Annotated in this window: 9 protein-coding genes and 2 pseudogenes; 8 read left to right on the forward strand and 3 right to left on the reverse strand. The window is 35.0% G+C overall.

Features of this window, described 5'->3' with window-relative positions; translation table 11 throughout:
• Positions 1-184, forward strand: a pseudogene (locus GNY06_RS13840) (IS5/IS1182 family transposase); the annotation flags it as partial.
• Between the two features lie 300 nt (positions 185-484).
• Here the strand turns inward: GNY06_RS13840 and GNY06_RS13175 are convergent.
• Positions 485-811 carry a hypothetical protein gene (locus GNY06_RS13175; RefSeq protein WP_166520512.1) on the reverse strand — a complete coding sequence of 109 codons (327 nt, stop codon included), beginning with the start codon at positions 809-811 and terminating at the stop codon, positions 485-487.
• A gap of 1 nt (position 812) precedes the next feature.
• Positions 813-1,343, reverse strand: a complete 531-nt coding sequence (locus tag GNY06_RS13180; protein ID WP_166520513.1) for an RNA polymerase sigma factor — start codon at positions 1,341-1,343, stop codon at positions 813-815.
• A 901-nt stretch (positions 1,344-2,244) separates the two neighbouring features.
• On the opposite strand from GNY06_RS13180, the gene GNY06_RS13185 reads away from it, so the two are divergent.
• The 5 genes and pseudogenes from GNY06_RS13185 (at position 2,245) to GNY06_RS13205 (ending at position 10,060) form a co-directional block, all read left to right on the forward strand.
• Positions 2,245-4,176, forward strand: coding sequence for an LTA synthase family protein (locus GNY06_RS13185; RefSeq protein WP_166520514.1), 1,932 nt, complete (start codon positions 2,245-2,247; stop codon positions 4,174-4,176).
• Positions 4,177-4,242: 66 nt separating this feature from the next.
• A pseudogene (rplU, locus tag GNY06_RS13190) lies at positions 4,243-4,617 on the forward strand (50S ribosomal protein L21); the annotation flags it as partial.
• A gap of 52 nt (positions 4,618-4,669) precedes the next feature.
• Entirely contained in the window at positions 4,670-4,927 is a 258-nt protein-coding gene (rpmA, locus tag GNY06_RS13195; RefSeq protein WP_166520516.1) for a 50S ribosomal protein L27, read from the forward strand.
• Positions 4,928-5,491: 564 nt separating this feature from the next.
• A complete protein-coding gene (locus tag GNY06_RS13200; protein WP_166520517.1) occupies positions 5,492-7,627 on the forward strand; it encodes a TonB-dependent receptor in 2,136 nt (711 codons plus the stop codon).
• 315 nt (positions 7,628-7,942) lie between these two features.
• Positions 7,943-10,060, forward strand: coding sequence for a prolyl oligopeptidase family serine peptidase (locus GNY06_RS13205; protein WP_166520518.1), 2,118 nt, complete (start codon positions 7,943-7,945; stop codon positions 10,058-10,060).
• Between the two features lie 729 nt (positions 10,061-10,789).
• Here the strand turns inward: GNY06_RS13205 and GNY06_RS13210 are convergent.
• Positions 10,790-11,581 (reverse strand): DUF2797 domain-containing protein, encoded by a 792-nt coding sequence (locus GNY06_RS13210; protein ID WP_166520519.1) that lies wholly within the window; start codon positions 11,579-11,581, stop codon positions 10,790-10,792.
• A 113-nt stretch (positions 11,582-11,694) separates the two neighbouring features.
• Here GNY06_RS13210 and GNY06_RS13215 point away from each other — a divergent pair, with 113 nt between their 5' ends.
• The gene (locus tag GNY06_RS13215) at positions 11,695-12,759 is read left to right on the forward strand and encodes a GDP-mannose 4,6-dehydratase (protein ID WP_166520520.1); all 1,065 of its coding nucleotides are present in this window, start codon (positions 11,695-11,697) and stop codon (positions 12,757-12,759) included.
• A 41-nt stretch (positions 12,760-12,800) separates the two neighbouring features.
• Positions 12,801-13,022, forward strand: coding sequence for a DUF2795 domain-containing protein (locus GNY06_RS13220; protein ID WP_073180054.1), 222 nt, complete (start codon positions 12,801-12,803; stop codon positions 13,020-13,022).
• Positions 13,023-13,084 lie beyond the last annotated feature (62 nt).

Here is a 13,084-nt window from a genome sequence, read left to right on the forward strand (position 1 = left end):
AGCCAAAAATTATTATTATTTTGATGAAGAATTATATAAACGAAGGTTCAATATAGAGAAAGCAAATGCTTGGCTGGATAGTTTCAAAGCATTATTTATACGATTTGAAACTTCTGTAATAACATGGAATTCTTTGCGTTATATTGCTTTTGTTATTTTATTCCGCAGAAAACTAATAGTTTAAACAAGTTCATATCCTTAGCATATTTATCGTCATAAAAAGTTTAATTAACTTAGCTTTCACCTTGGCGAATAATAGGTAAAGTAAAGCGGCCTATTAGTATAAAGTGATTGCTGATCTTATATATGGCTTAGTTCCAAAGAGGGGGATAGCATAGCAGTCTATCATTGACTAAATAACTCTACACTTTTTGGGTATTGTATATAAAAAGCTGCTGTTAGAAAGTTTTACGGTAGCCGAAGATTAGGAATGGGAACAGCAGCTTCTACAATGGAAAGAGATAAATAAAGCGGATTTTTGAATCTATAGTATTTCTTTTTTCTTTGAGGAGTGAATGATAAAGGTTTCAGTATTATTATGCACAATTCCACTAGGAGGAGAGGAGGGCCTCTCGGAAGTTTTTACTGTGGCCAGAGCATTCTTCTCATTTGTTTTAAAAAGTACATAAGTTCCGATTGCTAATAAGGTAACTAAGATAGCAATTATCAAATTTCGCATAAGTGATAATTTGCGAGAATGGCTCAGTTCATCTTCTAACAGAGTCCATACTTTTTCCTTAGAAGAGAGATCTGTTGAAATACAGTTTTCTAGTTGTTTGAATATATCGTTTAGAGGGTCCTTAGGATTCATTTTAAAAGGTTTTTGAAAAATAAAATTGATGTACGAGTTTTTGTAATTTCTTTTTTGCAAAGTTGAGTTGAGACTTTGAGGTCCCTTCACTTATGCCCAACTGTGCTGCAATTTCCTTATGGGAGTAACCTTCTATAGCATACAGATTGAAAATCGTTTTACTACCAGGGGGTAAGGTCTCCATAAGATGTAGTAACTCCTGTTCATTATAAGGAAAATCCTGCAGGGGGTGAACGAGTCTCCGGGTATAGTCCTCCATAGAGATCACAGGAGTATATTTTGTACGCAAAAAATTAAGGCATTGATTGACTGTGATTTTTCTTGACCATGCATCAAAGGCTTTCCATTCTTTTAACTGAGATATTTTGGAAAGAATATGGTAAAAAGAATCTGCCAAGACCTCTTCTATATCTTCTGGTGATGTTAAGTATCTTTTACATACAAAATGCAACTTAGGGTAATATACATCATATAGCTTTCGCTGTGCAATACGGTTATTGCGGGAACATTGTTTTAAAATTTTTTCATTCATTTTTGTGGTTTCTAATAGATAAGACTACTTTTTATCTCAAAAGGTTGGAAAAGATAATCAAGTTTTGTGCTACTTTTAAAAATAGCATAAAAAGTTATATCAATATTCCGCATAAGTCTTGCATAAAAACAGTTAATTAGCTGTTTTCCGATCCTAGATATTTAATGTCAAATCTTACGAATAGGGCGATTTGAAATTGCCTAACCACGAATTTGTCAGTTCTATACCAAATTTCCTTTTATATCATCTATTATCAAAAAATATATGCTCTATCACATAGGTTTACATGTCAGGGATTTAAGTCTATATGGGCTCATATTTCGTTTCTAATATAGACCTCTATCAAGCCGTATCTGTTTAAACCCAGTATCTAAATGTAGAAAGAGCTCATCAGTCGTTATATTTGATTTTTTGATATCATCAAGCATTTTCTACATGTTTTATCCATCCAACTCAAATGTATCGTGATATTTCTACCGGCTTGCTCCTCAAAATCGGAGTTTCCTAATGAGTACTGATAAATGTATATTGGGGGTCTTAAACTTTTTCCCGCATCTGATCACCAAAAGTTTTCTTTCGGGTCTTGGTAACCAAATAATGGTATACAGCTCATGTCTTAATACTTCTTATATTTACCCCAAAAGCGTCTTTAACTTCTCCGAGTGGGTAGTCTGTTTCAAAAAAATACTGAATCTGAAGTTCACGCCACTGCCAGTCTGTTTAGAATCTATAGTTAAAATTAACTTAACGACCTCAATTAATAAAACTTGAGCATTATTTTTATGTACCCCCAGAGAGAGGCAGCGAATTCATTCTTTTTTTACTTGAGAGAACTTACAAATAACAGGAGGTTAGGGATATGAATTATTTGTTAATTTTGTAGATCTTTTTATTAAATATCATGAGTAGTTTTAGAAAAAATGAATATGGAGTATTGCTCTACCGCTTATTATTGGCCTATTTCTTTTATTTTGTTACCCGGATTTTATTTGCGGTTTTTAACTGGAATCTGTTGAAAATTGATTCTATAGGAGAATTGTTAAAACTCTGTTTTCACGGGATAGCCTTTGATACTACCGCTATTTTATATACCAATTCTGTGTTTATTCTCTTATCCATACTTCCTCTTTTTGTGAATACAAATAAAGTTTATCAGAAGTTTCTTAAGAGTATTTATTTTGTATGCAATCTAGGAGCTATTGCATTTAATTTTATAGACCTTATTTATTATAGATTTACTTTTACAAGAAGTGCCATTAATATATTAGAGAGTGTTCAGCATGAGACCAATAAAGCAAAGCTTTTTGTTGATTTTCTTAAGAACTACTGGTATATCTTTTTACTCTACATTATTTGCATGCTGATATGGATAACACTCTATAACTTTATAAAAGTAAAAGAAAAAAACTACACGAATAAGGGGAAATATATTTTAACTTCGATCTTCGGTATTTGTATCATTGTGATTTTGGCCATAGGGGGAATTCGAGGAGACTTTAAGAAAAGTACGCGTCCCATTAATTTGGTCGATGCCAATAAATTTGTCAACAAATTTGTACAGGCTAATGTCGTTCTCAATACCCCATTCTGTATTCTTCGTACTATGGGAAGTGCTTCCTTTCAGAAGTTGAATTTTATGCCACAAGAGCAAGCCGTACGCAGAGCATATCCCGTTAAACAATATCAGAATAGTCCTCCCACAAAACCCAATATAGTAATTTTTATATTAGAAAGTTTTTCACGAGAGTATATTGGTGCATTTAATAAGGGCATTAAAAACTATGTCAGTTATACTCCTTTCCTAGACTCTTTATCTCAGCAGAGTATGATTTTTACCAATGCCTATGCCAATGGATATAAATCCATCCATGGAATGTCGTCTGTGCTATCTGGAATCCCTTCTTTTAAAGATGCTTTTACCTCTTCCCCTTATCCCAATCAGAAAATAGAGTCGCTGGTTTCCATTTTAAACGGCCAAGGATATGATACCTCTTTCTTTCATGGCGCCCCTAATGGATCAATGGGTTTTTTAGGGTATGGGAATATTTTGGGTTTTAAACATTATTATGGGAAAACAGAATATAATAATGACCGAGATTTTGATGGTGTTTGGGGCATATGGGATGAGCCTTTTTTTCAATTTATGAATAAAACACTCTCACAGAAAAAGCAACCTTTTATGGCGACACTATTCTCGGTAACTTCACATGAACCATTTCAGGTACCTGAAAACTTTAAAGGAAAATTTCCTAAAGGTCATGTGCAAATGCATCAGGTAGTAGGTTATACAGATTATGCACTAAAAAAGTTTTTTCAGTCTGCCGCGAGGGAATCTTGGTTTAAAAATACCATTTTTATTCTGACCGCTGACCACGACAACCAGAGTTATTATGAAGAATACCAAGTGGGACTTAACAAGCAGGCGGTTCCCATTATAATCTATAAACCTGATGGAAGTTTGAAGGGGATAAGCGATGAATGGGCTCAGCAAATCGATATTTATCCCACTGTCATAGATATGATAGGTTACCATAAACCTTTTAGAAGTTGGGGAGTGAGTCTGTTTGGTGACAAAAACCAGCCTCCTTTTGTGGTAAACTACATGGATAATACCTATCGTTATGCTTTCGGTAATTATATTTGTGTATTCGACGGTCAAAAAGCTTTAGGTTTTTATGATAAAAACGATAAAGGCTTAAAAAATAATTTGATAAGTCGCCGGAACGAGGAAATGAATCAAATTGAATGGCAGTGTAAAGCCTTTTTACAAGACTATTTTTACCGAATTATAGAAAAGAAGCTAACGAGTGGATTTTCAAACGGAGAAAAATAAAAATCTTATTGCTAATTACAAAAAAATGAATATCTTTGCGGTTCGAATAATTTAAAAAAATATACAATGTTTGCAATCGTAGAGATAGCAGGGCTTCAATACAAAGTTGAGCAAGACCAAAAATTGTATGTTAACCGCTTAAAAGCAGAAAAAGGTAATAAAGTTACTTTTGATAAAGTTCTTTTAACGGTTAACGGGACAATAACTGTAGGCGCCCCAGCTGTAGAAGGAATCGCTGTAGAAGCGGAGATTATTGATCATGTTCAGGCAGATAAAGTAATCGTCTTCAAAAAGAAAAGAAGAAAAGGATACAAGGTGAAGAACGGTCACAGACAGCAACTGACGCAAATTCAGATTACTTCTATTACTGGATTTGAAGGTGAGAAGCCAGCGAAGAAAGCTGCTGCTAAAAAGACAACTAAAAAAGCTGCAGAAAGCACAACCGAAGCGGCTGCAGGAGAATAATATTTAACCCGAAAAAAGTTAAAATAAAATGGCACACAAAAAAGGGGTCGGTAGCTCCAAAAATGGTAGAGAATCTCACTCTAAAAGATTAGGTGTTAAAATTTTCGGTGGTCAAGAAGCTATCGCGGGTAACATCATTGTGAGACAAAGAGGTACTCAGCATCATGCGGGAGAAAACGTAGGTATCGGTAAAGATCATACGCTTTTCGCTTTAGTAGATGGTAAAGTAGTATTCACTAAAAAGAAAGATAACAGATCTTATGTGTCTGTAGCTCCAAACGCATAATTAATAGCGTCTATAAAAATAGAGCCCCAGCAAACGTTGGGGCTTTTTTTATTTCTTTTATTCACCTTTACACAGTGAAAAGAGCAGTTCCCTCAAAAAATAAATCGGATTTTAATTTATATTTTTTATGATTTTTAACAGGTTGTTAGAGGAGGATATTCGTATCTGGATCGCTATACTTCATTTTATATATCTAGGCTTATACTACTGATTATAAGAGTATTTTGTTCTATAAATAAACCATATAGAAGCAAATTAGCCTTAAAATAATGAAATAGAAATGTATTTTTTTGTTTATTTTTAAAATCTATTAATTTTTTGCTCTAAAATTTTGAACAGTAGATAAAAGCTTGGTATAAAATTATTTTTATTTATTCTTAATAATGTATAAATTAGCGATCTCAAGTTATTAAACAATAACTGGATAAGTATATCATTCTTTTAGCTTTTATGATGATCACAGATCCATGAGGAATCTACTTTATAGACCTCATTTTCGGTAGACATGTATAAAGCTTATGATATATACGTTTTGTTTTTATGAAGTAATACAAATATTATACAATGAAGAAAGCTATATTTATGGCAGGACTGTTGGTTAGCGTTACCTTATTCGCCCAGCAGACTTCTGCAGATTCTTCCATTCAAGATAAAGATATGGACGAATTAATTGTGCACGTAAACAGAATCCCCGAGATTAAAACGAATTCTGCAGCTACGGTGACCATAATTAGTGAGAAACAAATTAAAGAAATGGGGAAAATATCTCAAGACGTTTCTCAAATTATCGGGATGGCAGTACCAGGTTTAGCATTAGCAAGTAATACCACTAGTAATAGAAGCCAGACTTTGCGAGGAAGGAGTATGTTATTATTAATAGATGGGATTCCGCAATCTACCCCTTTGCGTGCAACGGATCGTGATATTAGAACCATAGATCCCGCAGCTATTGAGCGTATAGAGGTAGTCAATGGAGCCACATCTATTTATGGAAATGGAGCCATTGGCGGGGTGATAAATATTATTACTAAAAAAAATAAAGAAGGAAAAACTTTTGGCGGACAGACCAGCTTTTCCACTACCGATCACGATTATTTTGATAATAAAAAAAGAGGTTTTGGCTATAGGTTTAACCAACAGTTTTATGGCAAAAAAGATAAGTTCAACTACCTAATCAATGGAACCATTAATCAAACAGGTTCCGCAGTAGATGGCGATGGAGAATATATTTCACCTCGTTATGGTCTGGGGGATACTCGAACGCTTAATCTTCTCACTAAAATCGGGTACGATTTTAATCAAAAAAATTCTATTGAGGCCATGTACAATTACTATTCGAGTACTCAAAACACTCCATTAGTCGCCGAAGGTGGAATTTATGGACAGTCACCTCGAATTGGAGTCATAGGTACCAAGAATCCAAATGCTCAAAATGAGGGGACCCGATACAACCATAATGCGTATATTAAATATACGTCTAAAGATATTTTTAGAAATTCCGATTTAGAAGTCTCTGCATTTGCTCAGAGTTTATATACAGTTTTTGATTACCGGGAACATAATCCCAAAAAACCGCGCTGGCAAAGTACCAGTGGGCAGGCTACCATTCGCGCCAAGAAATATGGACTTAGAGGACAAATGGTATCCAGAGTCAATTTTTCAGACCAGGTGAAAACTCAGTTTTTATATGGAGTCGATTATCTAGTCGATCAAACAAGCCAACCTTTGGTAGATAAACGACTATGGGTTCCAGAAATCACCTCTTATAATATTGCTCCTTTCTTACAGACTAAAACTACTTTTTGGGGAGATCTTAATTTAAAATTAGGAGTACGTTATGATCATATAAATGTAGATGTACCAGATTATAACATATTACCTAAAAAAGACACAGATCCTCAAGTTCATGTAAAAGGAGGAAATTTAAAATATGATAATACTTCATGGAATGTAGGATTATCTTATAATAGGCTAAAAGAATTGCAGCCTTTTGTAGCCTATTCTAGAGGATTTTCTATTTTTGATTTAGGAAGAACCTTACGAGATGCCGCTGCAGATCAGCTTTCGAAGATTGAAACCTCACCAGTAAAAACCGATAATTATGAAGTAGGAGCATACTCCCAAATCGGCAATTTTTTGAGTATTAATGCTGCTTATTTTTATACCCATTCTCAATTGGGAAGTGATTTGGTTTCTAAGGCAGGTTTTTGGGTCGTTGATCGCTCTCCACAAAAAGTATCAGGTGTAGAAGTAGGAACAAATGTAAGGATTATCCAAGAATTAGATGCGGGCTTAAATTTTACCACCTTTGAAGGGCGGAAAAAGTCCGAGGGAAGTCGTAATTGGGATGGCTATATGTCGGGATTGTCGATACCAGCTTCAAAAACAACTATGTATTTGAGTTTTAAACCCGTAAAGCAGTCTTATTTTAATTTATATTATATTCATACAGGGACCCGAGATAGATTTACATTAAATAGCAAAGGAGTATATAACGAAGGAGAAGGAAAGGTAAACCCTATAGATTTATTTAACTTTAGCTCCGGTTATACATTAGATAAGATTACCTATGGAATTGCTGTAGAAAATCTATTCAATAAAAGCTACTATACTCCGGTCTCTATGCTGGTCGCTCGAAACACAGAATATGCCAGAGGAAACGGACGCTACATTACCTTGAGTATGACTTATAAATTTTAGAAGAGAACCTATTACTGGATCTGGTACTGATAGTAAGAATATCAGGTAGTTATAAACAAATCTTATTCCTATAAAAAATTAACAAATTAAAAGGGATGAGATTTGTTTTCGCATGACAGACATAATTAAGCCGTTTACTATAAAAAAGGATAAGAGTTTATTCAATGCTATAAAAAGGTATGCTGTAAATAAAAACGATTTTAGCGTCTACTCTTTGTGTTAGATTTATATTACGAGTGATTATCAGTGATAACACCATCGTAAACAGATCTTTGTTTTGTAAAAATCTTCTTATTTTTGAGAAAATCATTTTCTATGAATTATAAAAAAATATGGGTTGCAATGGCTGTACTTTCGTCCATCATTGTTTCCTCTCAAAACCTTATTCCTTTGAAATATCCAGAAACTAAGAAAATAAAGCATCAGGATACTTATTTCGGTGTGAAAATATCCGACCCTTACCGATGGTTGGAAAATGACCAATCTGAAGATACAAAAGAGTGGGTAAAAAGGGAGTTAAACTTCACCCATGCTTATTTAGAGAAAATCCCCTTTAGGGAGCAAATTAGACAACAACTCCTCGATCTTTGGAATTATGAAAAAATTTCGGCGCCCTTTAAAATAGGAAAACACACTTATTTCTACAAAAATGAGGGCTTGCAGTCTCAAAATGTGCTATATAGAAGAGATGATAAGGGGATAACGGAAATTTTCCTGGACTCTAATAAATTTTCCAATCGAGGAACCACGTCTTTATCCAAAATTTCTTTCAATAAGAAAGGGAACTGGGTAGCCTATAGTATTTCTGAAGGTGGTTCAGATTGGAATAGTATTATCATTCTGGATACTGAAACTAAAAAACAGAAAGACGATACCCTTAAAGATATTAAGTTTAGTGCAATTTCGTGGTTGGGAGATGAGGGATTTTACTATTCCAGTTACGACAAGCCTAAAGAAGGCAGCGTACTTTCTGGGCTAACCGATCAACACAAAGTTTATTTTCATAAGTTAGGCACTTCACAGGCCCAGGATAAATTAATTATGGGAGGAAAGAAGTTTCCTAGAAGATACCTAAAAGCTGATGTAACTGAAGACCAGCGTTACTTGATCATCTCTGCGGCTAATGCGACCAATGGAAATGAACTTTATATTAAAGATTTGAAAAATAAAACTGATTTTATTCCTATTATTACCGGATTTGAGTCAAATGTAAGTCTTGTGGATACAGATGGAGACGATCTCTACCTTCTCACGGATAAAGATGCTCCCAACCGGAGACTGGTTAAAACTACGATTTCGAAACCAACGCCAGACACCTGGAAGGAAGTGATACCAGAAAGTCAAGAGCCCTTGGATTTAAAAACAGGAGGAGATTATTTCTTTGCCATCTATATGAAAGATGCAGTTGATATTGTCCGACAATATAATAAAAAGGGAGAACTGGTTAGAGATGTTATACTGCCAGGCAAAGGGAGTATTACGGGGTTTTCAGGTAAAAAAGACGAAACAGCTTTATATTATTCATTTACCAATTATATTACACCAAAAACCATTTTTAAATACCAAATAGAAACAGGTAAATCTGAAATTTATCACAGAGCAAAAGTCAATTTCAATCCAGAAGATTATGTTTCAGAACAGGTTTTCTATACTTCAGATGATGGGACCAAAATTCCTATGACCATTAGCTATAAAAAAGGAATCAAAAGGACAGGTGAAAATCCTACCATTTTATACGGTTATGGAGGATTTAATATTAGTCTTAAACCTCGGTTTTCAGTAGTAAATGCCATATGGATGCAGAATGGGGGTATTTATGCGGTACCCAATATAAGAGGAGGAGGAGAGTATGGCAAAAAATGGTATGATGCAGGCGTCCAGCAACGTAAAAAAAATGTGTTTCATGATTTTATTGCGGCTGGAGAATATTTACAGAGAAATAATTATACCTCAAAAGCTTATATGGCGCTTTTAGGTCGTTCAAATGGTGGTTTATTGGTAGGGGCTACCATGACCATGCGCCCGGATTTAGCCAGAGTAGCCTTTCCGGGAGTAGGAGTATTGGATATGTTGCGCTACCATAAATTTACGGCCGGAGCAGGTTGGTCTTATGATTACGGAACAGCAGAAGATAGTAAAGCTATGTTTGAGTATCTGAAGTCTTATTCGCCGCTGCATAATATCAACAGAGGAACATGCTATCCATCCACTATGGTGATTACCAGTGATCACGATGATAGAGTGGTTCCTGCTCATTCTTTTAAATTTGGGGCTGAGTTACAGGCAAAACAGGACTGTAAAAATCCCATTCTTATCCGTATTGAAAAAGATGCAGGACACGGAGCAGGGCGATCCGTTCAACAAATAGTTGCGGAGAATGCCGATTTAATTTCCTTTGCCCTATATGAAATGGGGATTCAGAAATTAAAATAAACATTAAAATAGGTTAATATTGATAAACAACAACTGGGAAGAGGAATTTTCTCGGTTGTTTTTTTAATTACTGTTTTTGACCATGTTTAGGGTTTTTAAATTGATTTTTTTAATGATAAAATCAAAATAATGGCATATCATAACATGACAACTTGAGTAGATGTCCTCCAAGGTTCTCATCGGGAATATCTCCCTCAGGACTTAAGATTATTAAAACCTATAATGATTCGAAGGTGATTCTCATCCTTCGGATGGTGCTGTACTTTATCTGGTAGAGGATAATGCTCGAAGGAAAGCCTTTATTTTGGACTCTCACGGTTCCGATAGTAATTATGAAAGATCCGAATTTGATAGCTTTATTGCCTCTCTGCCTAGATGAGCGAGAGGATCATAATCTCGATATTTAATCTGTGTTAGAGAGTGTAGATAGCCTATATATATTGAAAGCTAAGCTACAGCGAGTTTTCCCAGTGTATTCAAATTGAGATGAGAAAATTATCGTCAAAACATATTGTAAACATCAATCTGTAAAGCACCCAAATCCTACCTTTGTAGGGTATAGAAGATTTAAGGAAGAATAGGAGTATTTTAACCTAAATTTTTCGGATGCTCGGAAAAAAATAGAAATTTGGATTATAACCATCAAAGACCATATTGTTATGGAATACCCTAATCTCTGTTCTTCCACTTCCAGGAGAATAATAACATCAATAATTAAGATTGATACGTTTAGCTTACCGATAAATTGATCACATAACCTTCATGTCCCCTGATATTGATCACTTGTCCTCCTTCGAAGCATAGATATTGTCCCTTTATGCCCTTTAGGATTCCTGTAAATTCAGATTTTTTATTTAGGCTAAACGCTTCAATATTCATAGGAACTTCGTAAGGAAATTCCATTTTCCATACTTCTTCGTCCGATGAGTAAAATTGCTCATAATCTTTTGGTAAATACGACTTTATAGAGTCTCTAATGGAGATGATATCTATGTCTTTTTCCTGAGTCTGTAGCATTTTTTTCCACTGCGTTTTGTCCGTAATATGTTTTTTTATTTCTACTTCTATAACTCCTGCTTCATAGCGATTGCGGGTTCTTGCGATAGGAAGAGCCAAAGTAGCTCCCTGATCTATCCAACGCGTCGGAATTTGGGATTCCCTGGTAACCCCCACTTTTACCTCTCCAGTGTAAGCCAGATAAACGATGTGTGGCACGAGTTGAATTTCTTTTTCCACCGCCAAATCTCGTTCTTCAATGCCTAAGTGGGCGGTAGAGAGTTCGGGGCGTAAGATCGTATCGCTAGCATAAGGACTCTTAAAGAAGCATTTTTTACAAAAACCCATGCGGTAAACGGGCTCATCGTTTCCACAACTCACACACTGATAGCCGATATGTTGGAAGGATAGCTCTTGGTTAAAAAGTTGATTCATACAGATTAAATCTTCCGACAAATTCAGATAGTAGCGTATAGGTTTGGTATGATCGGAGATCATTTTAAGTATTTGTCCAGAGAATTTCATAAAGAGGTATGATTAAGCGCACAAAGTTAAGCAATCTTAAACTAAATTTATTCGGTTTGTATACGGTTAAAGTCTGTAGAAAGCTCTATTTTTGTTTGATAGCTGAAATCATAATGAACTATTTAGTAACCGGAGGGTCTGGGTTTATAGGATCTCATTTAGTAGAAAAACTATTAAGAGAAGGACATTTTGTCGTAAATGTGGATAATTTTGACAGTTTTTATGACTACCGTATAAAAATATACAATACCTTAGAATCAATAGGAGATCATCGTGTATTTGATTTTCATCAAAAAGATTCAGATATTAATAAATTAATAGATCGAATAAATTCCGATATCTATAAAATTTATTATCAAGATATCCGAAATTTTAATGAATTAAGGAAAATCTTTGAACGGCATTCTTTTGATATGGTGATTCATCTTGCAGCCTTAGCCGGTGTAAGACCCTCCATAGAAAGACCCTTGGAGTACCAGCAGGTAAATATTCAAGGCAGTCTACACCTTTGGGAGCTCTGTAGGGAATTTGGTATTAGAAAATTTATATGTGCATCCTCTTCAAGTGTTTATGGTAATAATAAGAAGGTGCCTTTTGCTGAATCCGATGTGGTAGACCAACCTATCTCCCCGTATGCGGCTACTAAAAAATCGGGTGAAATATTGGGACATGTATACCACGCTCTTTATCAGTTGGATATGTTGCAATTAAGGTTTTTCACAGTATATGGACCTCGACAACGCCCTGATCTAGCCATACATAAATTTGCTGAATTAATGTGGAAGCAGGAAAAAATTCCGTTTTATGGGGATGGGACAACGGCGAGAGATTATACTTATATAGATGATATAATTGATGGTATAATGAAATCAGTGGAGTATCTTCACCATCATGAGGGGGTTTATGAGATTCTTAATTTAGGTGAGAACCAGGTCGTAACACTACAAGAGATGTTGGATACGCTGTCTGCTACATTAAAGGTTCATCCCGATCTTCAGTCTTTACCCCTACAGGCTGGTGACGTGCAGAGAACCAATGCCAATATACAAAAAGCAAAGGAGCTGATCGGATACTGCCCAAAGACAAATTTTCAAACTGGCATAAAAATATTTGTGGAATGGTTTTTGAGTAACAAAAAAAATAAAAAAGAGACAGACCAGGGTGGAAAAAATAATTAATATCCCACCTAATTTTTTACATTTGCAAAAAAATCAACAATATGTACTGGACATTAGAATTAGCTTCTTATCTTAGTGATGCACCATGGCCAATGACAAAAGCAGAATTAATTGATTATGCAATTAGAACTGGCGCACCTATGGAGGTTGTAGAAAACCTTCAGGCGATTGAAGATGAAGGTGAGATTTACGAGAGTATCGAGGAAGTTTGGTCCGATTATCCGACCGAAGAAGATTTCCTTTGGAATGAAGATGAATATTAATAAAAAGCAAGAGTAAGCTTTAAGCATATTGCTTAAAGCTTTTTAATAATCATAACAACACG

Origin of the sequence: Elizabethkingia argenteiflava (assembly GCF_009904105.1) — a bacterium.
GTDB classification, from domain to species: domain Bacteria; phylum Bacteroidota; class Bacteroidia; order Flavobacteriales; family Weeksellaceae; genus Elizabethkingia; species Elizabethkingia argenteiflava.